Source organism: Paracoccus zhejiangensis, from assembly GCF_002847445.1.
In the GTDB taxonomy this organism is placed as follows: Bacteria; Pseudomonadota; Alphaproteobacteria; order Rhodobacterales; family Rhodobacteraceae; genus Paracoccus; species Paracoccus zhejiangensis.
The window spans coordinates 121,826-144,568 of record NZ_CP025430.1 but is presented as its reverse complement, the minus strand read 5'-3'; the positions used below and the strand labels follow the sequence as shown (position 1 = coordinate 144,568).

Here is a 22,743-nt window from a genome sequence, read left to right as displayed (position 1 = left end):
GGTGTTCGACGCATTGCGGGCTCATGCCGGAACGCAGCCCGAGGCGGTCGCCATCATCGATGACAGCCGCCGGATCACCTGGGCCGAATTGGCCGAGGCCGTCGCCTTGGTGGCGGCGGGCTTTGCGGCGGGGCCGCAGACGGTCGGCCTGCGGCTGACGGGGATCGACTATGCCATCGCCGATCTGGGTGCCACGCTGGCGGGGCGTCGGGTGGTGCCGGTGCCCGGCTTCTTCTCGCCCGCCCAGATCGCCCATCTGATGCAGGATGCCGGGGCGGAACTGGTTAGCGACCTTCCGCACGCGGACCGGCCCGCTTCGCTCGACTATGCCGGCGGGGCCGAGCGGGTGATCTATACCTCGGGCACGACCGGGCGGCCCAAGGGGGTGGTGCTGGGCGACCGGCAGATCGCCGCCTCGCTTGCCGGTCTGACGGCGGCCTTGCGGCCCGGCCCCGGCGATCGCTATCTTTCGGTGCTGCCGCAAGCGCAACTGCTGGAACAGATCTGCGGGCTGTTCATGCCCATCCTCGCCGACGCGCCCTCGGTCATCAGCCGCGAGGCCGGGGCAAGCCTCTTTACTGGCGATGGCCGGGCGCTGGCCCGCATCGCGTTTGACGCCCGGCCAACCGTCACCCTGCTGGCCCCGCGCCAGTTGACGCTGTGGGTCGCCGAACTGAAGCGCGGCGCAGAAGCCCCCGACAGCCTGCGCTATGTCGCCGTGGGTGGCGCGCCGGTCGCGCCCGCGCTTCTGGCCGAGGCGCGCGATCTGGGCCTGCCGGTGGCCGAGGGCTATGGCCTGTCCGAAGCCTGCTCGGTCGCGGCGCTGACCCCGTCGGATGCGCGCGAAGGCTCGGCCATGCAGGTGCTGGACGGGGTGACGCTAAGGATCGAGGATGGCGAGATCGTCGTCGATGGCGCGACCGTCATGCAGGGCTATCTGCATCAGCCGCCGCAGGCCGGGCCGCGGCATACGGGCGATCTGGGACGGCTGCAGAATGGCCGGCTGACGGTGCTCGGCCGGCGCGATGCGATGATCCTGCGCCAGTCGGGCCGCAACATCGCCCCCGAATGGGTCGAGGCCGAGGCGCTGGCCGATCCCGCCATCCCCGCCGCCGCGCTGGTCCTGCTGCCTGCCGACCAGCTTGTGCTGGTCGCCGCCGCCATGGCCGCGCCCGACATGACGGCGCTGACCTTACGGCTGTCGTCCCTGCCGCATTATGCCCGACCGCATCACCTGATCCTTGCCGACCCGCGCATACCCGGCCTGATCCGTCCCTCGGGCACGGCGGATCGCAAGGTCGCCGCAGCGCTTGCCACCGATCCGGCCAGCAGGCGCGTCGCCCTGCCCTATGCCGGCGCGATGGAGGCCCTCGCATGAGCGGCAAGACCGTCCTCATCACCGGCGCGGGCTCGGGCATCGGCGCTGCCTTGGCCATCGAGGCCGACCACCTGGGCCACAGCACGATCCTTGTCGGGCGACGGTTCGAGGCGTTGCAAGCCACGGCGACCCGGTTGCGCCAGCCGCACCGGATCATTGCCGCCGACCTGACCACGCCCGAGGGCCGCGCCCGGATCACCGACACGGTCACCGGAACCGGGCTCGATATCCTGGTCAACAATGCCGGGATGGTCGTGGCCGGCCCCGCAGGCGAGATCACCGACGACCAGATTGCCGCCGCTTTGGCGCTGAACGTCGCCGCGCCCCTCGCGTTGACCCGGGCGCTGTTGCCAGCGCTGATCCGCCGCAAGGGGCAGGTGGTCAATATGGGCTCGGTCTTCGGTGATATCGGCTTTCCGTTCTTCACCCTCTATTCGACCACCAAATTCGCCCTGCGTGGCTTTTCCGAGGCGCTGCGCCGCGAACTGGCCCCGCAATCCGTGGCCGTCACCTATATCGCCCCCCGCGCCGCCCGCACCGAGGCGGCGCAGAATTTCCACAAGCTGATCGGCCCCATGGCCATGGCGCTGGACACGCCCGAGGCCGTCGCCCGCCACGCCTGGCGCGCCATCACCGACCGCAAGCGCGAACAGTTTCCGCCCACCCGCGAACGGCTGTTCGTGGCTGTGCAACGGCGCTGGCCGGGCCTGATCGACAAGAGCCTGATCCGGCTGGCCCGCGACCCCGCGGTCATTGCCGCCGCCAAAGACACGAGATCCTGACCAACGGAGACCCCATGGACTATAACATCCTGCGCCAACGCGACTTCGCCGGCGGCCTGTCCGACGAGGCCCTGCAGATCCGCATCCGCGACGATCTGGCCCGCGACGGCTGGACGCTGCTGCGCGGCTTCCAGCCCGGCATGACCGAGTTCTCGGGCCTCGTGGACCGGCTGTGCCGTCGCGTGACATTTGACCCCGCGCGCGCCCACAGCACCGAGAAAACCCAGATGGTCGATGCCGGGCTTGGCCCGATCGGGCTGCATATCGAGAACGGCAATACCCCGCGCTGCCCCGATATCGTCGCCTTCTATGCCGAGCGCGCGGCCTTCGAGGGCTCTCAGACCACGATCTGCGACGGCGTGCAGGTCTGGGACCGCTTCGATCCGGCGCGCAAGGCTCGCTGGTCGCAGAAGATGACGGTCGAGCGCACGCTGCCGGAACTGCTGTGGAAGCGTTACCTGGCCAATGAGCACCCCGCCATCTCGCGTCCCGAAGAGGTGACGATGCAGCATGTGCTGGACTTCCAGCAGGCCGTGCCGGGACAGGGCTTCGACCTGCATCCGGATGGCTCGCTGACCTATCGGCTGACGCTGGACCCGGTGCGCCCCTCGGTCTTCGGTGAACAGTCGCTCGGCTTTGCCAATGCCGTGTTGGGGCCGTCACATAATTACGAGCCGCCGCGCTATCACCTGGCCGATGGCTCGGAGGTGACCCCGGACGAGGTCGAGGAGATCCGCGCCATCGCCGAAAGCGTCACCCACGAGATCAACTGGCAGGATGGCGACATCGCCATCCTCGACAATACCCGCATCATGCATGGCCGCCGCGCCATCGCCGACGCAAATCGCAACCTGTTCATCGGCATGGGCCTGATCTGACGAAAGGAAATCCCATCATGAAACGCATCCAAACCGCAGCTCTTCTTGCCGCCGTCACGATTGGCCTTGCGGCGACCTCGCTGGCCGCCAGTGCCTCGCCTGCTGACAGTATCCCGGCCTCGGGTCGGCTCAGCTTCGACGTGATCCGCAAGGGCAAGGATATCGGCGACTATGTCCTGACCTTTCGTGGCAACAGCGCCAACCTGACCGTCGATCTGCGCACCGAGGTGAAGGTCAAGGTGCCGGTGGTCGGCGTCAGCGTCTATACGTTCAACCAGCAGAGCACCGAGACCTGGAAGGGCGGCAAACTGGCCGCGCTGAGTTCCAGGACCGATGACAACGGCACGCCGCATGACATTTCCGTGGGCGCAACCTCGCTGATCCCGGCCAGCCTCTGGGCCGCCGATCTGGTGGGCGCAAGGCAGGTCCTGAACACCATCGACGGCAGCACCGACGCCATCCAGGTCCGCAATCTCGGCACCGAAAGCGTCCAGACCGGCGCCGGCCCGGTGCAGGCCACCCATTACGCCGTCTCCGGCGGGTTGAACCGGGACCTGTGGTATGCGGGTGGCAAGCTGGTCCATGTCCGCTTCGCCGCCGAGGACGGATCGGTGATCGACTACGCCCTGCGGTAGGGGGGCGTCAATCGGGTCCAACATAGAATGCTGGCGAGGATTGCGATGGCTGCCTCGAAGCTGGTCATGAGCTTGTCGTCGATGGCGGCGCCTTTGCCGTCCGCCTCGGTGTCGACGAAGAGTTGGTACCAGCGACTGGGTGCGATCGCGCACTTGCCGCGTTCGGAAACACTGTCTCCAACTCCAGGATATCGTGATCGAGATCGCGGCGCAGGCGGTCCATCCGGGTCAGGGCGCACCGAATAGTGCTTGCAAGCGGGGCTTTGCCCGAACTTTTGGCGAGTTGAGCGGCCAGCCATACCTCCAGGTCGACAGAGACCGGGCAACATGGGTGCGTCTCAGTTCGGTGCGCTGCTCAGGACCCAGTGCAGGGCTACGACTTTGTTGGGTCATCGGCCGACAATCACAGTGTACAGGCTGGAGCCCGCGGACATCCGTCGTCGCGCAAGCTGGCATAGCGCCGTTCATCCGCCGCCGTCTGAACTACAATCGCCTGCGCGGCGGCGACGGCATTGCGCTTCGCCGTAAGCGCCAGACGAAGATCGGTATCGTCGATCCGCATCAGCGGCTGACCGGCCCTGACCTGCTGGCCGATATCGACGAGCCGTTCCACGATCTTGCCGGGAACGCGAAAGCCCAGATTGCTCTCGACCCTTGCGCCGATGATGCCGGTGAAGCTGCGCGTGGAGCCGGATACCGGCGCGACCGTCATCAGCCTGACCAGCGGCGCCTCCAGCCTCGGGTCGTTCATCGCCGGGGCGTCCCGCGTGGGAATGGCAAATGTGGCCAAGGCAGCCACCCCCGATACCGCGACCAAAACGCCCCCAAGCACGAGAATCGATCTCTTCTTCATGGCCGCCCCCTTGGCTGAATTAGATTGCATTCACCATCTATATGATATATGGATTACGAACGCAATCTAAATTAGGAGATCGAGGATGCGCGTCAGTCGCGTTCAGGCCGAGGAAAACCGCCAGACCGTCATCAATGTGGCAAGCCGCCTGTTTCGCGAGCATGGCTTTGACGGCATTGGCCTCAAGGATCTGATGAAGGGGGCCGGGCTGACCCAGGGCGGGTTCTACAAGCAGTTTGCCTCGAAGAACGACTTGGCCGCGCAGGCGTCGCGGCGGGCGATGGCCAATGCCTTTGAACGCTTTTCGGGCGCTGGCGCGGCAAATCCCGACGATCCCCTTGGTGCGGCAGTCGGCCTCTATCTCAGCACTGCACATCGCGAAGAGCGGATGGAGGGCTGCCCGGTCGCCTTGCTCGGTTCGGACGCCGCCAGGCAGAACGCCGATGTAAAGGCGTCATTTGAAGCCGGGATCAAGAACTACCTCGCGTTGCTGGGCCATTGGGTTGGTGAAGCCAAGGGCACCGAGCCCGGCGAGAAGGCCATGGCGATGCTGTCGTCAATGGTCGGCGCAATGGTCCTGTCGCGCGCCGTCAACGACGAGGAGCTGTCGAAAGGGTTCCTGGAAGCGGCCACCAAGAACGTGCTGAGTTTGTCCGCTGGTGCTGGTCCAAAAGGGGCGGCGCCAATGCCGACGGCGACTTCAGCCGAGACCCGCGATCCGGTTGAGAACCAGCCTTCGGAAACCTCGTCGCCGCAAGAGAAGCAGTAGCATGAGCAGCGGACACAAGCATCGCCACACCCAGCGCAGGCCGCTTTGGTCTGCGCCTTCCCGTCCCTTTTAACCCGGAGCCCATCACCATGGATGACGTCATCATCATCGGCGGCAGCTTTGCCGGTCTCGCCGCCGCCCTGCAACTGGGCCGCGCCCGCCGCAAGGTCACCGTTCTGGATACCGGCCTGCCGCGCAACCGCTTCGCCGGCCATTCGCATGGTCTGCTTGGCCACGATCACAAACCGCCGCTGGACATTCTGGCCGAGGCCCGGCGGCAGCTTTCGCGCTATCCCACGATCAGGCTGGTCAATGCCCGAGCCGAGAGCGTCTCCGGCGCCATCGACGATTTCTCGGTCCTCACAGGCGATGGCGAAAGCCTTGCCGCGCGTCGCCTGATCCTCAGCTATGGCGTCGTCGACCAGCTGCCCGAGGTTCCAGGCTTTGCCGAATGCTGGGACACCGCCATCGTCCCTTGCCCCTATTGCGACGGCTTCGAAGTCGCCGGCCAGCATTGGGGCCTGATCTGGTCGGGTCCGCAGTCGTTCAACCAGGCCAGACTGTTCCTCGACTGGACCGACAGGCTGACAGTGTTCGCCAGCGGTCACGACATTCCGCCCCCGATCCGGGCCGATCTGGCAGGTCGCAACATCCCCGTCGTCGAAGGCCGGATCACCGAGGTCACCCATGACCGGGGCCACAGTGCCGCCGTCAAACTCGAGACCGGCCCAACGGTCGCGGTCGACATCCTCTTCGCGCATCCGCGCAACAGGCCGTCCGCAAGCCTGCATGAATCCCTGGGCCTCGCCATGGTCGATACGCCCCTCGGCATGGCCCTCAAGGTCGACGAGCGCCGCGAAACCAGCCTGCCTGGCATCTATGCCGCCGGCGATCTTGCCAACCCCATGATGCCCTCGGTCACCACGGCCTCGGCGCAGGGCGCGATGGCGGGGATCTTTGCCCAGCAGTCGATGCTGGCTTAAGAGCGCTGCTGATTGACGTCGGTGCCCCCAAGATCAGTGCAGCGATGCTTTCGACAAGACCGTTCTGAGCGGCCATGAGCAGCGGCAGGGTGCAGTCCTATCCGTGGAAACACCCCCACTCCGCCGGCAGCGACGGACACTTGCCCGGAGCGGACGGCAAACAGCCGTTGGGCGTACCTTACTGCGCAGCTGTCATGCAGGCAGCAGCAGCGCGGCAATGATGTATTCGAACAACAAAAACGCAGATCCCTCCTCAAAAAAACTAATGTCGCGAGGTCGTGTTGGTCCGCTTTTCGGGCTTTGCGCGGACTCCCCCGGCGCTTTGCCGTCCTTGTTGTAACCGCCCGTTAGCCACGCGGGCATTGTAAGCCATGTGCCACGGGAGGTATTGCTGGCGCTGCACGTCTTGGCTGGCTATGTGATGACTTCAGGTTCTGCACCTGTTTCGATCGAGTCTGGCCTTATCCGGATGACCATCGGCATCGGGGTATAGGCGAGGTGGTCGGCGCAGTGTCGATAGTGTGCATCGCCGCCAATGCATCTCATCGGCGCACATAGTTCGGCAGCATCAAAGGCGTTACGATCGACTGACGGGAAGGCCGGCCAAGGCAGCACCTTGCCGCAGGTCCGTCAGGACATCGCCGAACCCGGCCAGCCCGACCGGCCCGAACATGTCGTCGACCACGAAATCAGGACGAATTTCCTGAAGCTGCCGCGCCAATTCGCGGGCGGCCGAGACATTGCCGAGAAGCGCCTCTGCCGCGGCCAAATGGGCAAGGACCTCAGGCGATTTCGGTGCGTTCCGCAGGGTCGTCACGGACAGCTGGTAGTCCTTCGCCGAGAAAGCCGCGAGCCCGAGGCTGATCCTGTATTTTGCCGGCCGGATCGGCGTCAGTTCATGAGCCCGGCGCGCCCAAAGCAAGGGTTCTTCCCCGCGCACGCCGGCATAATGGCTGGTCCACGCGGCGACCATCAGGACATCGGCATTGCCCGGTGCCAGCTTCACCGATCGGCGCAGCATTCTCGCGGCATGTTCAAGGTCGCCCTGCGCGCCCCGCTCTCGCGCCATACGCCACAAGACCTCCGGATCATCCGGATCAAGGGCATAGGCGCGCTCCGCGGCAGCCCGGGCCTCGCGCCAGAACCGTTCGCGTTCGTCCTGACTGTCCGATTCCAGCGCGAGGAAGCTGAGATTGAGCGACAGAAACGACCATGCCTTCGCATAGTCAGGATCAAGCTCGATGGCACGCCTGAAATGGGTCACCGCAAGAATGAACCCCTCCCGGTTCCAGTGATGTTTCGCCGCGAGCCCCAGCAGAAAGTGGTCGTATGCATCAAGCGAGGCTGGAGGCCTTGCTTGCGAGTTGGCGAGTTCGGCTTGGGCGATCACGCCGGTCAGCGCACCGCCGAGAGGCCCTGCGATGCGGTCGAGAACATCCGCTTCGAGATCCAGGAAGCCCGCCTCGTTGCGATTCCAGCGATCTGACCAGATCAGCTTTCCCGTCTCGCGATCCATCATGCGCGCCGACACGCGGAGCAGGCCGTTTTCTGCGGCCAGCGTCCCACCCACCAGGAACCTTGCATTGAGCTTCTCGGCGGCAGGTTGCAGCGACGAGCCTGCCAGCGTCTCGGCGGCTTCAGGCGCAATGACATCAAGCCAGTCGTTGCGCGCCAGCTCGGTGGCGATTTCAGCGGACAGACCCAGACCACGGCGTTGCCATATGCCATCGCCTGCTACCGCCTCGAAGGGCAGGACGGCGATCACGGGATGCCGGGCGTCGCCGGACGAAACCTGCCTTTGCGTCCAGATGGTGGCACCTGCGAGCATGGCGGCGAGCGCGAACCCGGCCATGACTGGCCATCGTCCGACCCTCCTGCTTGCAGCACCAGCCGCGTCCATGAGATAGCCTTGGCGTGGCACCGATCTAATGATCTGGGAACCGTGTGCGCCAAGCGCCCGCCTTGCTTCGGCGACCGCCTGATAGAGCGAATCCTCGCTGACGGTCACATCGGGCCAGACAGCGTCCATGAGCGTATCCTTGGAAACGACCCGACCGCCTGCGGCAGCAAGCACCTGCATCAGCGCGCGCGCCTGACGCTTCAACGGGACGGGCTGTCCGTCGATTGTGAAAAGATCACCACTCTGGGGATCAAACCTGTGATTACCAAGCTCCATGACACACTCCAGACCCGTCCATGTTAACGCCCCAGCGTCGATTCAGAAAGAATTCAGATGATGGTCAGGACATTCAGGAGGGATTCGGGCCTGCTTTTTCGCATCGTAGAACAGAAAAAGGAGCTGAAGATGAGACCTCATGACTTCATCCCGGCCTACATCCGCGCCTGCCTTGCCGCCGCCTTGTTGTTTCTGCCGACTACCTTTCCCGCTCGTGGTGGCGAAGTCGCCGTAGGCGATGCAACCCTGACCTATCAGGATGCCGGCAGCGGTTCTGTGGTGCTTTTCCTGCATGGGGCGGTGTCCGACCATCGCGTCTGGGGCGGCATTCGCGACCGCGTCGCCGAAGACTACCGTTTCGTGGCCTATGATCAGCGCTATTTCGGCCCCGCCGAATGGCCTGATGACGCCGGGAACTTCAGTGTGGCAACCCATGCAGAAGATCTTGCGGCTGTGATCGATGCGCTGGATGCCGGCCCCGTGCATCTGGTGACCTGGTCCTATGGCGGATTTGTCGGGCTTCTGGCGGCCATGCGCTATCCCGAGAAGTTTCGCTCGATCACACATTTCGAACCCACGGTTGCATCCCTGCATGCCGGGCTTTCTGGTGAACGTGCCGCGATCGCCCAGAAATTCGCCTCGTTCGGCCCAATGGCCGAGGCACTACAGGCGGGCGAGGAAAAGGATGCCGTTCGACGGCTGATCGAAGCTGTCTTTCAGCTTGCGACCGGCGAGGCAGAAACGCATTCAGACCTCGCCCAGCAGATGTGGGATGACAATGCGCGTACCCTTCCTCCCTTTCTCGAGGCCGTCGCATCAGCCGAGCCTATCGACTGTGACGGGCTGACAAAGATCGAGGTTCCCACATTGGTGATACAGGGCAGTGATGCCTATGTGCTGGACGCGATGATGGCCGACGAGGTGGTGCGCTGTCAGCCGAATGCAACTGGCTCTGTCCTCGAGGGCACGAATCACGGTGGTCCCGTTCAGGATCGCGAAGGCTTCGTTGACGCCGTCTTGGCCTTCACCGCGTCGGTGGGCGAGGAATAGTAAGGGTTTGGCTCGGGATGCTTGAATGGTGGTGACGCGGTTGGGCATGTCCCAGCCCATGGCCTCCAGCCGAGCTGTTTTAGGTGGCAAGATCGTTCGGAGCCATCCTGCTTCGCAACAGATCCAGCTTCATACACTTGCCGCGCGTGCCTTGCTGGCGACCAGAGTTTCGTCAACAGCGGAAGGCCGACGCGCTGCCAGTAGTCCTGCATGAGAAAGGACCCTCAGATGACACAGTTGAAACGCTTCATGATCGAGCGCGACATTCCGGCGATCGGCCAGATGCCGGCTGCCGAGCTTTGCGCCGCCGCCCGCGCGTCAAAACAGGCGCTGGATCAGATCGGCACGGGCATCCAGTGGGTCCAAAGCTACGTGGCCCGCGACAAGACCTTCTGCATCTACCTGGCCGACAGCGAGGCAACGATCCGAAAGCATGCGGAGCTGTCGGGCATCCCGGTCGCCGCGGTCACGGAGGTCCCGCAGGTGATCGATCCGCTTACGGCGAAGGGCTGATACTGTCTTGGATGACCGGCGGATCGGTCGGCTTGTCGGGGTCCGAACGGAAGATCGCGCCCTCTGCGGGATCTTCCGACCCGTACAGAGATCGGCGCCTCCCCGCTGGCCGTCCGGCATCGTGGGAAGCGGCAAAATGGAGGTATGGATTGGCGCAGGTCGAAACAGGTCGTTACCGCCTCTTCTGGGAGAGGATGTCCGGGGCAATGGTGATCGAGCTTCTGCTCGAAGAGATGCAGATCCCCTATGAGCGCGTCGCCATCGACATGGCTGCCGGCGCGCACCGGTCGCCGGCCTATCTGGCGGTGAACCCGACCGGGCAGGTCCCCGCCCTCGCATTCCCGTCAGGCGAGGTGATCGGCGAGACCGCCGCGATCATCATCGCCCTGGGCGAACGCCACCCGGACACGCCGCTGGTTCTCGGACCCGACCACCCCGACAGGGCGACGTTCCTGCGCTGGCTCATCTACATGGCCGCAAGCCCCTACATGACCTTCGTCCAACTCAACCACCCCGAGCGGTTCCTGGACGACCCGGGAGCCCATCCGGCCCTGGTCGACAATGCCCGCAAGCGGCTGCTCGACCAGTTCACGCTGCTCGACCGCGCCATCGCCGGCAGGCCGTTCTTTCTGGCCGGGGGGATCAGCGCGCTGGACCTCTATGCCTATATGCTGACCGAGTTCTTCGGCGACGATCCCGTCGCGCTGGCGGACAGGCCCCGGCTGGCGAGGCTACATGGCGCGGTGGCGAAGCGGAACAGCACAGCGCAAGCGCGCCCGCGTCACGGGGGATGATCGACGGTGGAGGGTCAGGGCCGCTCTGGCCAGATCGCCCATGGGACATCCGGCGCCATCGATGTGCTTCCATACGCGGTGTGCTCACGCAGCGCTATGTCGGTAATCGACCCCTTTCTCAGCATAACCACAAAAGCGGCCTGATCATGCCCTCAGGCTATCAGGGAATTTACACCAGCTTGACGGACGTGACCTCGCCGCCGGAAAAAGATCATGCTGATAAAAACCACAGATGACCGACCCGGTCAGCCCCGAATAGCTGCGCAGCCAATCCGTACAGCGATATCGTTGCACCCCGGTCCGTGTCTGGCCCCACTTCTGTCGTCGAGAGCAGTCACAATGGGGACATTGATGATCCCACTCTGTTCGTGCTTCAATTTCTGCAAGGGAAGCACGGGTGCGTCGGATCGCGGTCGCAGCAGACAAGAGATCCTCAATCTGGCTTGCCGTCATCTGCCGCAGGCGATTAAGAAGTGATCGAAACCGGTGCTGATTGATCGGCGTGGTGGTCGACTTGGGCATCTGCTCTCCATGAGGTTCGCAGAGGGCAATATTGGCGTTTTACCCGTAAGGCGAAATCGACCAGCACAATTTCAAGACATGAGCAAAAAATTCGCCGTCGGGATGGGCATCCTGTTCCCCCAGTATGGGCCAATCGCAAGCCAAATTATTCGTTGTACCCAGAAACTGCACCCGGGGTTTCGTTCCGGGACGGACAATTCAAGTGTTTTATATCAACCTAAGTACTTGATTTTCTTGGTGACCCCGGCAGGATTTGAACCTGCAACCTGCCCCTTAGGAGGGGGCTGCTCTATCCAGTTGAGCCACGGGGCCGCTGCGGCATCTTGTGCCGGGAAACTGCGACATTGGCAAGCTTGCCCGTGCCGGGGTCATGCGCTAACACTGTTTGTTAATAAGGTATATATTGCCCATCGGATTGCCATGACACCGCAGAAACCGCGCCGGCCATTGACGCTTCGGGACGTGTCCGAAGCCTCGGGCGTCAGTGAGATGACGGTCAGCCGGGTGCTGCGCAACCGGGGCGATGTCTCGGCGGCGACGCGCGAGAAGGTGCTGACTGCCGCGAAGACGCTTGGCTATGTCCCCAACAAGATCGCCGGCGGGCTGGCCAGCCAGCGGGTGAACCTCGTCGCGGTGGTCATTCCGTCGCTGTCGAACCTGGTCTTTCCCGATGTGCTGGGCGGGATCTCGGCGGAACTGGACGATACCGGGCTGCAGCCGGTGATTGGGGTCAGCAACTATTCCCCCGCGCGCGAAGAGATGGTGCTTTACGACATGCTGTCCTGGCGGCCCTCGGGGGTGATCCTCGCCGGGCTCGAGCACAGCAAGGCCGCGACCGCCATGCTGTCGAATTCCGGCATCCCCATCGTCGAGATCATGGATACTGACGGTCAGGGCATCGACACGCTGGTCGGCATCTCGCATCACCGCGCCGGGCGCGAGATGGCCGACCATATCCTTGCCGCCGGCTATCGCCGCATCGGCTTTGTCGGCACCCACATGCCCGAGGATCACCGCGCCCGGAAACGGCTGGTGGGCTTCGAGGAGGGGCTGGCCGAGAAGGGCGTGCAGCTGGAGGCGCGGGAATATTACCAGGGCGGCTCCTCGTTGCTGAAGGGCCGCGAACTGACCGAGCGGATTCTGGCCCGCGCGCCGGATCTGGATTTCCTCTATTACTCGAATGACATGATCGGGGCGGGCGGGCTGCTTTACTGCCTCGATCAGGGCTATGACATCCCGGGCCGGATCGGGCTGGCCGGCTTCAATGGGGTCGACCTGCTGGACGGGCTGCCGGTGCGGCTCAGCACCACCGATGCCCGCCGCCATGATATCGGCCGCCGCGCCGCACGGATCATCGCCGGCAAGGACGCCACCCCGCCCGACCGGGTCGTCGCGCTGACGCCGACCTTCCTGCCGGGCGACACCATCCGCGCCATCCCCTGACCCAAGGCATCCCGACGCGCTTGCCCGGGGCCGCCCCGCCGCTTATGTGGGTTGGATGAAAATCCCATTCCTTAACCGCAAGCCGAGCGTCGCCGTCATCCGCCTGCAGGGCCTGATCGGCGCCGCCTCCCGTCCCGGTGCCGCCGGCCTCTCCGATGCCGGGCTGCAGCCGCTGCTGGATCGCGCCTTTACCCGCCGGAAACCGCTGGCCGTGGCGCTGGTCATCAACTCGCCCGGCGGTTCGCCGGTGCAATCCTCGCTGATCGGCGCGCGCATCCGCCGGCTGTCGGAGCAGCACAAGGTCCCGGTCCATGCTTTTGTCGAGGATGTGGCGGCCTCGGGCGGCTATTGGCTGGCCTGCGCCGCTGACCGGATCTGGGCCGATGACAGCTCGATCCTCGGCTCGATCGGGGTGATCTCGGCGGGGTTCGGCTTTACCGACCTGATCGAGCGCTGGGGGATCGAGCGGCGCGTCCATACCGCCGGACGCTCGAAATCGCAGCTCGACCCGTTCCGGCCCGAGAAGCCCGAGGATGTCGAACGGCTGGACGGCATTCTGGACACCATCCACGAGACCTTCCGCGACCACGTCCTTGCGCGGCGTGGCGAGAAGCTGGCCGATGATCCCGACCTCTTCACCGGCGCCTTCTGGACCGGCCGCCGCGCGGTCGATCTGGGCCTCGCCGATGGCATCGCCCACCTGGAGCCGAAGATGCGCGAGCTGTTCGGCGATGTCCGCTTTGAACGCTACGGCATCCGCCAGCCCTGGTATCGTCGCTTCGGCCTTTCGGCCGAGGCTCTGATGGGTGCCGCGGATGAGCGCGCGGCCTTTGCCCGCTTCGGGATCAGCCGCTGATGGTCAAGATCGTCCTGACCTTCCTGCTCGTCATGATCCTGATCGCCTTTCTGGCCGGTCCGGGTTTTCGCCGTTTTCTGTTGAAATTTCTGGGGATCTCGCGCCGTGATCGTTGATAGCCTGCTGGTCCTTGCCGGCCTTGTTCTGCTGGTCCTGGGTGGCGACAACCTGGTCAAGGGGGCGGTGAACCTGTCCCTGCGCCTTGGCGTCACCCCTACCGTGGTCGGGCTGACCGTGGTGGCCTTCGGTACCTCGGCGCCCGAGATGCTGGTCTCGGTCTCGGCGGCGCTGAAGGGCTCGACCGATATCGCCATGGGCAATGTCGTCGGCTCGAACATCGCCAATGTCCTTGTCATCCTTGGCGCCTGCGCCGCGCTGACCGGAATTCCGACCAAGGGGCTGGACCTGAATGAAAGCTGGGTGATGATGATGGCGGCCTCGGTCGTGCTGATCGTCATGGCGGTCTCGGGGCCGATCGGACGCATCGACGGGCTGTTGCTGCTGGCGATGCTGGGGCTGGTCCTGTGGCGGCAGCTGTCGACCGCAGGGGCCGGGGGCGAGGGCGATCTGGAGGGGGCGGATGCCTCGGCCAGCGGCGGCAAGATCGCGCTGTGGCTGGCCATCGGGCTGGTGGCGCTGCCCGTGGGGGCGCAGCTGCTGGTTACCGGCGCGACCGATATTGCCCGCAGCTTCGGCATCAGCGAGGCGGTCATCGGGCTGACGCTGGTGGCGGTCGGCACCTCGCTGCCCGAACTGGCGGCCTCGATCGCCTCGGCGCGCGCCGGGCGGGCCGACATGGCGCTTGGCAATGTCGTCGGCTCGAACCTGTTCAACATCCTCGCCATCCTCGGCATCACCGCGCTGATCAAGCCGCTGCCGATCCCGCCGCAGATGCTGCAACTGGACCTCTGGGTGATGCTGGCGGCCTCGGCGCTGCTCTGGCCCTTCCTCTTCCGCAGCGTGCGCATGGGCAAGCGCGTCGGGCTTGGCCTGCTGGCCGGCTACGCGCTCTACGTGGGCATCCTGCTGTGAGTGGCGCGGCGCTGGTCACCGGCGCGGCCCGCCGGCTGGGGCGGGCGATGGCGCTTTACCTGGCCGGGCGCGGCTTCGATGTCGCCATCCATTACGACCGCTCGCGCGACGAGGCCGAGGCGACGGCGGCGACCGCCCGCGCCCTTGGCGTGCGCGCCGAGGTGTTCCAAGCCGATCTGCTGGACGAAGACGCAACCGCAGCGCTGGTCCCGGCGGTGACGGCGGAGCTTGGCCAGCTGTCGGTGCTGGTGAACAATGCCTCGATCTTCGACTATGACAATATCCGCAGCGCCACGATGGACAGCTGGGACCGCAACATCGGCTCGAACCTGCGCGCGCCCTTCCAGCTGATCCAGGCCTTCGCGGCCCAGGCGGCCCCAGCGGGCGATGCCGAGGGAGAGCCCGTCGCGACAGGGCTGATCGTCAACATGGTCGACCAGCGGGTGCTGAAACCGACGCCGGAATTCATGACCTATTCGCTGGCCAAGGCCGGGCTCTGGGCGCTGACCCGCACGACCGCACAGGCCCTTGCCCCGGCGATCCGCGTGAATGCCATCGGTCCGGGCCCGACCATGATCGGCGCCCGCCAGAGCCAGGATCATTTCGACCGCCAGCGCGCCGCCACCGTCCTTCAGCGCGGGGCGGATGCCGGCGACATCACCGCCGCACTGGGCTATCTGCTGGACGCGAAAGCCGTCACCGGACAGCTGATCTGCGTCGATGGCGGCCAGCATCTGGGCTGGAAAACCCCGGATATCCTCAATTCTTAACAGGGCTTTAATAGGGCCGATCCGGCCCGACTCGCGGGACTTGTCCACCCCTCGCACACCCGTCACGGAGGCGTCACGATTCTGCGAGAAGATTCAGTCCCTTGCCGCGATCACATAAAATATCATGACAAAACAAGAGATTAAATTACTGCTTAAAGTTTAGGCAATCCAGCTTCCGGCCAGCAAACGCTGGCAATTCACCGGTGCCGCGGCTTTTGCCCACAAACTTATCCACAGAAAGCGTGGACAGAATTATCCTTGAAGCCGGGCCTCAGAACTTGCAGCCAAGGCCGAGAATCATCTGATAGAGTGCATGACCCAGACGCCCGCCCCTACCGGCCCCGCCGTGATCCAGAATTACCTGCGCAATCTTGATTCCAGCCCCGGGGTCTACCGGATGCTGGATGCGCAGGGGGCGGTTCTCTATGTCGGCAAGGCCCGTGACCTGAAGGCGCGCGTGTCGAACTACGCCCGGCCCACCGGCCATTCCGGCCGCATCGCGCGGATGATCCGCGAAACCGCCTCGATGATGTTCCTGACCACGCGCACCGAGACCGAGGCGCTGCTGCTGGAACAGAACCTCATCAAGCAGCTGAAGCCGCGCTACAACGTGCTGCTGCGTGACGACAAGTCCTTCCCGAATATCCTCGTCGCCAAGTCCCACCCCTTCCCGCAGATCAAGAAGCATCGCGGCGCCAAGTCCGAGAAGGGCGATTATTACGGCCCCTTCGCCAGCGCCGGCGCGGTAAACCGGACGCTGAACCAGTTGCAGCGGGTGTTCCTGCTGCGCAACTGTTCCGACAGCACCTTCGACAGCCGCACCCGCCCCTGCCTGCTGTTCCAGATCAAGCGTTGCAGTGCCCCCTGCACCGGGCGGATCTCGGAAACGGACTATCTCGGGCTGGTGAGTGATGCCGAACGCTTCCTGCAGGGCAAGACCACGGCCATTCAGGCCCAGCTGGCGAAGGACATGGCGACTGCCGCCGAAGCGATGGAATATGAACGCGCCGCCGCGCTGCGCGACCGGATCAAGGCACTGACGGCGGTGCAATCGGTGCAGGCCATCAACCCCAAGGGCGTGGCCGAGGCAGATGTCATCGCGCTGCACATGGAAAGCGGGCAGGCCTGCGTGCAGGTCTTCTTCATCCGCGGCCATCAAAGCTGGGGCAACCGCGACTTCTATCCCCGGCTCGGCGGGGCCGAGCGGACCGACGAGGTGATGCAGGCCTTCCTGCTGCAATTCTATGACGGCAAGCCCCCACCCCGGCTGGTGCTGCTGTCGGACGCGCCGGAAGACCCCGAACTGACCGCCGAGGTGCTGTCGGAACGCGCCGGGCGCAAGATCGAGCTGGCCGTGCCGCAGCGGGGCGAGAAATCCGAACTGGTCGCCAACGCGCTGCGAAATGCCCGCGAAAGCCTCGCCCGCCGCATGTCGGAAAGCGCGACGCAGCTGCGCCTGCTGGAAGGTCTGGCCGAGGCCTTTGACCTGCCCAGCCCGCCCCGGCGGATCGAGGTCTATGACAACAGCCATATCCAAGGCGCGGCGGCGGTGGGCGGCATGATCGTCGCCGGTCCCGAGGGCTGGATGAAGAACCAGTATCGCAAGTTCAACATCAAGGGCACCGAGATCACCCCGGGCGACGATTTCGGCATGATGCGCGAGGTGCTGACCCGCCGCTTCACCCGTCTGCTGAAGGAAGACCCCGACCGCAACACCGAGGCCTGGCCCGATCTGTTGCTGATCGATGGCGGCGCCGGGCAGGTTTCGGCGGTCGAAGGCATTCTGGCCGATCTCGGCGTCGAGGACATTCCCATCATCGGCGTCGCCAAGGGCGTCGACCGCGACCACGGCAAGGAAGAATTCCACCGCCCCGGCGCGCGGCCCATGGCGCTGAGGATGAACGACCCGGTGCTCTATTTCATCCAGCGCCTGCGGGACGAGGCGCATCGTTGGGCCATCGGCACCCACCGCGCGCGCCGCACCAAGCAGGCGCTGGCCAACCCGCTGGACGAGGTGCCGGGCGTCGGCGCGGCGCGCAAGCGCGCCCTGCTGGCGCATTTCGGCAGCGCCAAGGCCGTCAGCCGCGCGGGGGTGGCCGATCTGCAGGCAGTGGACGGGATCAGCGCGACCATGGCGCAGTCGATCTATGACCATTTCCACGCCTGACATTTGCTCATTTGCCCTAAATCCGCCGATTGGCGGAGTCAGGTAAGTCCTTACCCCCGGACTCGCGGTTCGGCACGCTATGATTGCGGCTTCACCAACCGATTCAGCCAAAGGACGCGATCATGCTTTATTGCCCCCTGCCCGGCCGACGTCGTCATCCGCTTCATGCCCCGGCGGATACTGGTGCTGGTGACTGGTCGGGATTCGAGGACGAACTGACCAGCCTGGACGCCACCATCACCGATCTGGCCCTCTCGGGCCGCAATCCCAGCCTGCAGGTTCGCGCCCGCGACGGGCTGAACTGGACCATCGAACTGGTCAGCCGCGACCGGATGCTGAGCGCCGGGTTGACCGAGCGCCTGGCGGCGCCGGGCGATGCGGTCTCGGTCACCGGACGGCTGTCGCGCAATACCAGCGACACCCATATCAAGGCCCTGCGCCTGACCATCGCCGGCCGCGCCTTCGAGCTGTTCCCCGAGGAACTGGCCGAGGGCTGAGCCGCAGGTTCAGACCTTGCGGCGGGCGGCGCACAGAAATGCGACCGCCCGCCCCTTCCAAAGCGCCGCCACAGCGACTAGCTTGCGGCCATGCGCTGGAACCTGCCCAACCTTCTGACCGTCCTGAGACTTCTGGCTGCGCCGGGTGTCCCGATCATGTTCCTCTATTTCCAGCGGCCATGGGCCGATCTGGCGGCGCTGGCGCTGTTCATGCTGGCGGCGATCACCGACTGGTTCGATGGCTACCTGGCCCGCGCCTGGGGTCAGGAAAGCCGCTTCGGCGCGGCGATGGACCCGATTGCCGACAAGGCCATGGTGGTCATCGCCATCGTCGTCATCACCGGCTATTCCGGCATGAACCCATGGCTGATCCTGCCCGCGACGGTGATCCTGTTCCGCGAGGTCTTCGTGTCCGGCCTGCGCGAGTTCCTGGGACCGAACGCGAAGCTGCTGAAGGTCACCAAGCTGGCCAAGTGGAAGACCACCTTCCAGATGGTCGCCATCTCGGTCCTGTTCCTCGGCACCGGGCTTGCCTATGTCGAGCATGGCCGCCCGCCGCTGGTGGGCGAGCCGCGGCTGCCCTTCTTCGACAGCTGGGCCGATCTGGCCACCTGGACCGGCCTGCTGCTGATCTGGATCGCGGCGGCACTGACGGCGTGGACAGGCTGGGATTACTTCGTCAAGGCGATGCCCTACCTGCGGGAGCCGCGCGATGACGCTTGATGTCCTGTATTTCGCCTGGTTGCGCGAACGCATCGGCCAGCCGCGCGAGCGGATCGAGACCGAGGCCGCGACCGTGCGCGAGCTGGTCGCCGAACTTGCCGCGATGGATGATTGGCACGCCGCCGCCTTTGCCGACATGGCCACCGTGCGCTGTGCCGTCGATCAGAAGCTGGTCAGCCTCGACAGCCCGCTGGCCGGTGCCCGCGAGGTGGCCTTCTTCCCGCCGATGACCGGGGGCTGAGCGATGAGCGCCCGCGTCCAGACCGAGCCCTTCGACCTTGCTGCGGAATTGCAGGGTTTTGGTACGGGGTCGGGTGCGGTGGTCACCTTCACCGGCCTCGTGCGCGATGACAGCGGCCAGATGCAGGGGCTAGAGATCGAGCATTACCCCGGCATGACCGAAGCCGCGCTGGAGGATTACGGCAGCGAGGCCGCCCGGCGTTTCGGGCTGGACGGCTGGTTGGTCATCCACCGCCACGGGCCTCTGAAAGTGGGCGAGCCGATCATGATGGTCGCCACCGCCGCGCGGCATCGCAAATCCGCCTTCGAGGCGGCAGAATTCCTGATGGATTGGCTGAAATCCCGCGCGCCTTTCTGGAAGCGCGAGATCGGCCCCGATGGCACCGGTGACTGGGTTGCCGCCAAGGACAGCGACGAAGACGCGCTGACCCGCTGGTGAGCATCGCCCGCGCCCAGATCGCCGGCCTCCGGGGCGCCCGATGATCCGGCCCGAGTTGCGCCAGATACTCCGCCGGTGGTCCGAGCCGCTGAGCGCCATTGGCGCCCTTCTGGTCAGTCTCTGGTTCCTGACGCTTGGTGGCTGGTTCTTCGGCCTGATCGGCCTTGGCGGCGGCTTCGTGTCGCTGGCCTGGCTGCTGGCGGCGATCCGTCGCCTGCCCTTCCGCCGCGATATCGGCGGCCCGGGCGTTGTGGAAATCGACGAGGGGGCGATCCGCTATTACGGTGCAAGGCTGCTGGGTGGCGAGATCGCGCTGCGCGACCTCAGCGAGATCCGGCTCTTGCCCTTGCAGGGCCGTCCACACTGGCGGCTGAAATCCACCGATGCGCAGGCCCTGCTGATCCCGCTGGATGCGGCGGGTGCTGCGGGACTGGCCGATGCCTTCGCCGCGCTGCCTGGGATTCGCATGGGCGAGATCTCGGCGGCGCTGAACCATCCCGATGCCGCCGTGCGCACCCTTTGGGTGAGGCCGCGCTGATCCCCGCTTGACTCGCCCCGGCGCTGTTGCCACCTGTGTCCTTCCAAGACCGAGAAAGGCTGCGACCTTATGTCCATTCCCCAGCAGGGCGGCGGCCCGATCGAGCATCGTGACCAATTGGCCGATTACATCACCCGTGGCGAAAAGCCCCGCGAGGATTGGCGCATCGGCACCGAGCACGAGAAATTCGGCTATGACAAGGCCGGCAAGCTGCCTTTGCCCTACGAGGGCGACTGTTCGATCAAGGCGATGCTGAACGGCCTGGCCGAGCGATTTGACTGGGACCCGGTGCTGGAGCAGGGCAATATCATCGGGCTGCAGAAGGGTCTGGCCAATGTCAGCCTCGAGCCCGGCGGCCAGCTGGAACTGTCGGGCGCACCGCTCGAGACCATTCACCAGACCTGCGACGAGGTGAACCAGCATCTGGCCGAGGTGAAATCGGTGGCGGATGACATGGGCGCGGGCTTCATCGGCTTGGGCGCGGCGCCGATCTGGCGTCAGGACCAGATGCCGATGATGCCCAAGGGGCGCTATGCGCTGATGAACGACTACATGACCCGGGTGGGGACGCTGGGGCGGCAGATGATGTTCCGCACCTGCACCGTGCAGGTGAACCTCGACTTCGCCAGCGAGGCCGACATGGTGCAAAAGCTGCGCGTGGCGCTGGCGCTGCAGCCCGTCGCCACCGCGCTCTTCGCCAATTCGCCCTTCCTCGACGACAAGCCCAACGGCATGAAAAGCTGGCGCAGCCATATCTGGCAGAACCTCGACGATGCCCGCACCGGCATGCTGCCCTTCGCCTTCGAGGACGGGTTCGGCTACGAGGCCTGGGTCGACTATGTCCTCGATGTGCCGATGTATTTCGTCTACCGCGACGGCAAGTATATCAACGCCCTCGGCCAGAGCTTCCGCGACTTCATGAACGGCCGCTTGCCCGCCTTGCCGGGCGAGGTGCCGACGCTGTCGGACTGGGCCGATCACATGACCACGGTTTTCCCCGAGGCGCGGGTGAAGAAGTTCATCGAGATGCGCGGCGCCGATGGCGGCCCCTGGCGGCGGCTTTGCGCCCTGCCCGCCTTCTGGGTCGGGTTGACCTATGATCAGGGCGCGCTGGATGCGGCCTGGGACCTGGTCAAGGGCTGGGATCACGAGACCCGCGAGGGGCTGCGCCGCGGTGCCGCCAAATCGGCACTGCAGGCCGAGGTGAACGGCATCAGGATGCACGACCTGGCGCGCGAGGTGGTGGCCATTGCCGAGGCCGGGCTGAAATCCCGCGCCCGTCCCGGTGCCGGCGGGCTGGTGCCGGACGAGACGCATTTCCTCAACGCGCTGCGGGAAAGCATCGACAGCGGCAAGGTGCCCGCCGATGAGCTGCTGGAGAAATATCACGGCGAATGGCAGGGCGATCTGAACCGCATCTACGACGAATACTCCTACTGAGCGCGCCTGGTTCGATTGATCTGTCGCGTGACGCGGGCGGCGCGAGATCGGGGCGCGCCCGCGCCGCCGACGCGGCGGCAGGTCCTTCTGCTTCCTTGTGAATCGGGCGCGCGGGGCCTATATGCCGGTCTCGCGTTTTGAACCCGAAGGTTTCGCCATGGCCGATCTGCAGACCCCCTATTACCTGATCGACAAGGCCCGCCTGCGCGCCAACATGGAAAAGGTCGCCTATCTGCGCGAGCGCTCGGGGGCGAAGGCGCTGTTGGCGCTGAAATGCTATGCCACCTGGTCGACCTTCGACTTCATGCGCGACTTCATGGACGGCACCACCTCCTCCTCGCTGTTCGAGCTGCGTCTGGGGGCCGAGGAATTCGGCAAGGAGACCCATGCCTATTCCGTGGCCTGGGCCGATCACGAGATCGACGAAGCCATCGGCCATGCCGACAAGATCATCTTCAACAGCCTCGGCCAGCTGGACCGTTTCGGCGACAAGGCAAAGGCCAAGGGCATTCAGGCCGGGCTGCGGCTGAACCCGCGCTTTTCGACCAGCGGTTTTGACCTTGCCGACCCCGCCCGCCCCTTCTCGCGGCTTGGCGAATGGGACATGCCCCGGCTCGAGGCGGCGCTGGACCGGATCAGCGGCGTGATGATCCATTACAATTGCGAGAACCGCGATTTCGACCTGTTCGACCAGCAACTGACCCGGATCGAGGCCGAGTTCGGCGGCTTCCTTGACCGGCTGGACTGGGTCAGCCTTGGCGGCGGCATCCATTTCACCGGCGAGACCTATCCGCTGGACCGTCTGGCCGACCGGCTGCGCGCCTTCTCGGAAAAGCACGGCGTTCAGGTCTATCTGGAGCCGGGCGAGGCCAGCATCACCGGCAGCGCCAGTCTGGAAGTCAGCGTGCTGGACATCATCCATAACGGCCGCGACGTGGCCATCGTCGACAGCAGCATCGAGGCGCATATGCTGGACCTGCTGATCTATCGCGAAACGGCGAAACTGCCGCAGCAGGGCGACCACGACTACCAGATCGCCGGCAAGACCTGCCTTGCGGGCGATATCTTCGGCGATGCGCGCTTCGACAAGGCGCTGGCCATCGGCGACCGGATCAGCATTGCCGATGCGGCCGGTTACACCATGGTCAAGAAGAACTGGTTCAACGGCGTGGCGATGCCCGCCATCGCCATCCGCGAGGAAGATGGAACGGTCCGCGAGGTCCGGCGGTTTTCCTATGACGATTACAAAGGCAGCCTGTCCTAGG

The 22,743-nt window shown here is 65.2% G+C and carries 24 protein-coding genes and 1 tRNA gene; 21 read left to right on the top strand and 4 right to left on the bottom strand.

Annotated features, from left to right (window positions below; genetic code table 11):
- Window position 1 precedes the first annotated feature (1 nt).
- Genes CX676_RS00720 through CX676_RS00705 form a run of 4 tightly spaced genes read left to right on the top strand, consistent with a single transcriptional unit; the run spans window position 2 to window position 3,673 of the window.
- On the top strand, window positions 2-1,378 hold the full coding sequence (locus CX676_RS00720) for an AMP-binding protein (RefSeq protein ID WP_232816543.1): 1,377 nt from the start codon (window positions 2-4) through the stop codon (window positions 1,376-1,378).
- The gene (locus tag CX676_RS00715; RefSeq protein WP_101750912.1) at window positions 1,375-2,160 is read left to right on the top strand and encodes an SDR family NAD(P)-dependent oxidoreductase; all 786 of its coding nucleotides are present in this window, start codon (window positions 1,375-1,377) and stop codon (window positions 2,158-2,160) included. The genes CX676_RS00720 and CX676_RS00715 overlap by 4 nt, the downstream gene beginning before the upstream one ends.
- A gap of 14 nt (window positions 2,161-2,174) precedes the next feature.
- On the top strand, window positions 2,175-3,038 hold the full coding sequence (locus tag CX676_RS00710; protein ID WP_101750911.1) for a TauD/TfdA family dioxygenase: 864 nt from the start codon (window positions 2,175-2,177) through the stop codon (window positions 3,036-3,038).
- A 17-nt stretch (window positions 3,039-3,055) separates the two neighbouring features.
- Window positions 3,056-3,673: a DUF6134 family protein gene (locus CX676_RS00705; RefSeq protein ID WP_101750910.1), complete on the top strand. Its 618-nt coding sequence runs from the start codon at window positions 3,056-3,058 to the stop codon at window positions 3,671-3,673.
- 403 nt (window positions 3,674-4,076) lie between these two features.
- On the opposite strand, the gene CX676_RS00700 is transcribed toward CX676_RS00705, so the two are convergent.
- A complete protein-coding gene (locus tag CX676_RS00700; protein WP_101750909.1) occupies window positions 4,077-4,526 on the bottom strand; it encodes an efflux RND transporter periplasmic adaptor subunit in 450 nt (149 codons plus the stop codon).
- Between the two features lie 85 nt (window positions 4,527-4,611).
- On the opposite strand from CX676_RS00700, the gene CX676_RS00695 reads away from it, so the two are divergent.
- Both CX676_RS00695 and CX676_RS00690 read left to right on the top strand, forming a co-directional pair.
- On the top strand, window positions 4,612-5,295 hold the full coding sequence (locus CX676_RS00695; RefSeq protein WP_101750908.1) for a TetR/AcrR family transcriptional regulator: 684 nt from the start codon (window positions 4,612-4,614) through the stop codon (window positions 5,293-5,295).
- 89 nt (window positions 5,296-5,384) lie between these two features.
- Window positions 5,385-6,278, top strand: coding sequence for an NAD(P)/FAD-dependent oxidoreductase (locus tag CX676_RS00690; RefSeq protein WP_101750907.1), 894 nt, complete (start codon window positions 5,385-5,387; stop codon window positions 6,276-6,278).
- Window positions 6,279-6,855: 577 nt separating this feature from the next.
- On the opposite strand, the gene CX676_RS00685 is transcribed toward CX676_RS00690, so the two are convergent.
- The gene (locus CX676_RS00685) at window positions 6,856-8,454 is read right to left on the bottom strand and encodes a winged helix-turn-helix domain-containing protein (protein WP_101750906.1); all 1,599 of its coding nucleotides are present in this window, start codon (window positions 8,452-8,454) and stop codon (window positions 6,856-6,858) included.
- A 57-nt stretch (window positions 8,455-8,511) separates the two neighbouring features.
- Between CX676_RS00685 and CX676_RS00680 the strand changes: the two genes are divergently transcribed.
- The 3 genes from CX676_RS00680 to CX676_RS00670 all read left to right on the top strand — a co-directional run bounded on the left by CX676_RS00680 (window position 8,512) and on the right by CX676_RS00670 (window position 10,811).
- Window positions 8,512-9,504, top strand: coding sequence for an alpha/beta fold hydrolase (locus CX676_RS00680; RefSeq protein ID WP_101750905.1), 993 nt, complete (start codon window positions 8,512-8,514; stop codon window positions 9,502-9,504).
- 228 nt (window positions 9,505-9,732) lie between these two features.
- Window positions 9,733-10,017, top strand: coding sequence for a DUF4242 domain-containing protein (locus CX676_RS00675; RefSeq protein WP_101750904.1), 285 nt, complete (start codon window positions 9,733-9,735; stop codon window positions 10,015-10,017).
- Between the two features lie 206 nt (window positions 10,018-10,223).
- Window positions 10,224-10,811 (top strand): glutathione S-transferase family protein, encoded by a 588-nt coding sequence (locus CX676_RS00670; protein ID WP_232816542.1) that lies wholly within the window; start codon window positions 10,224-10,226, stop codon window positions 10,809-10,811.
- A 144-nt stretch (window positions 10,812-10,955) separates the two neighbouring features.
- Here the strand turns inward: CX676_RS00670 and CX676_RS23360 are convergent, their stop codons facing one another.
- Entirely contained in the window at window positions 10,956-11,264 is a 309-nt protein-coding gene (locus CX676_RS23360; RefSeq protein WP_456299516.1) for an IS1/IS1595 family N-terminal zinc-binding domain-containing protein, read from the bottom strand.
- A gap of 304 nt (window positions 11,265-11,568) precedes the next feature.
- A tRNA-Arg gene (locus CX676_RS00665) sits at window positions 11,569-11,645 on the bottom strand.
- Window positions 11,646-11,753: 108 nt separating this feature from the next.
- Here CX676_RS00665 and CX676_RS00660 point away from each other — a divergent pair.
- From CX676_RS00660 to nspC, 12 genes are all read left to right on the top strand, one after another.
- On the top strand, window positions 11,754-12,776 hold the full coding sequence (locus CX676_RS00660) for a LacI family DNA-binding transcriptional regulator (RefSeq protein WP_101750902.1): 1,023 nt from the start codon (window positions 11,754-11,756) through the stop codon (window positions 12,774-12,776).
- A 55-nt stretch (window positions 12,777-12,831) separates the two neighbouring features.
- A complete protein-coding gene (locus CX676_RS00655; RefSeq protein ID WP_101750901.1) occupies window positions 12,832-13,632 on the top strand; it encodes a S49 family peptidase in 801 nt (266 codons plus the stop codon).
- A gap of 105 nt (window positions 13,633-13,737) precedes the next feature.
- Window positions 13,738-14,664, top strand: coding sequence for a calcium/sodium antiporter (locus tag CX676_RS00650; protein ID WP_101750900.1), 927 nt, complete (start codon window positions 13,738-13,740; stop codon window positions 14,662-14,664).
- A 47-nt stretch (window positions 14,665-14,711) separates the two neighbouring features.
- Window positions 14,712-15,434, top strand: coding sequence for an SDR family oxidoreductase (locus tag CX676_RS00645; RefSeq protein WP_232816676.1), 723 nt, complete (start codon window positions 14,712-14,714; stop codon window positions 15,432-15,434).
- Between the two features lie 313 nt (window positions 15,435-15,747).
- Window positions 15,748-17,601, top strand: coding sequence for an excinuclease ABC subunit UvrC (gene uvrC / locus CX676_RS00640; RefSeq protein ID WP_101750898.1), 1,854 nt, complete (start codon window positions 15,748-15,750; stop codon window positions 17,599-17,601).
- Window positions 17,602-17,723: 122 nt separating this feature from the next.
- On the top strand, window positions 17,724-18,098 hold the full coding sequence (locus CX676_RS00635) for a hypothetical protein (protein ID WP_101750897.1): 375 nt from the start codon (window positions 17,724-17,726) through the stop codon (window positions 18,096-18,098).
- A gap of 90 nt (window positions 18,099-18,188) precedes the next feature.
- Window positions 18,189-18,821, top strand: coding sequence for a CDP-diacylglycerol--glycerol-3-phosphate 3-phosphatidyltransferase (pgsA, locus tag CX676_RS00630; protein ID WP_101750896.1), 633 nt, complete (start codon window positions 18,189-18,191; stop codon window positions 18,819-18,821).
- Window positions 18,811-19,062: a molybdopterin converting factor subunit 1 gene (gene moaD / locus CX676_RS00625; RefSeq protein WP_101750895.1), complete on the top strand. Its 252-nt coding sequence runs from the start codon at window positions 18,811-18,813 to the stop codon at window positions 19,060-19,062. The genes pgsA and moaD overlap by 11 nt, the downstream gene beginning before the upstream one ends.
- A gap of 3 nt (window positions 19,063-19,065) precedes the next feature.
- Entirely contained in the window at window positions 19,066-19,500 is a 435-nt protein-coding gene (locus CX676_RS00620; RefSeq protein WP_101750894.1) for a molybdenum cofactor biosynthesis protein MoaE, read from the top strand.
- Window positions 19,501-19,540: 40 nt separating this feature from the next.
- The gene (locus tag CX676_RS00615; protein WP_101750893.1) at window positions 19,541-20,038 is read left to right on the top strand and encodes a hypothetical protein; all 498 of its coding nucleotides are present in this window, start codon (window positions 19,541-19,543) and stop codon (window positions 20,036-20,038) included.
- A gap of 69 nt (window positions 20,039-20,107) precedes the next feature.
- Window positions 20,108-21,478 carry a glutamate--cysteine ligase gene (locus CX676_RS00610; protein WP_101750892.1) on the top strand — a complete coding sequence of 457 codons (1,371 nt, stop codon included), beginning with the start codon at window positions 20,108-20,110 and terminating at the stop codon, window positions 21,476-21,478.
- 157 nt (window positions 21,479-21,635) lie between these two features.
- Entirely contained in the window at window positions 21,636-22,742 is a 1,107-nt protein-coding gene (gene nspC / locus CX676_RS00605) for a carboxynorspermidine decarboxylase (RefSeq protein ID WP_101754042.1), read from the top strand.
- The last annotated feature ends 1 nt before the right edge of the window (window position 22,743 follow it).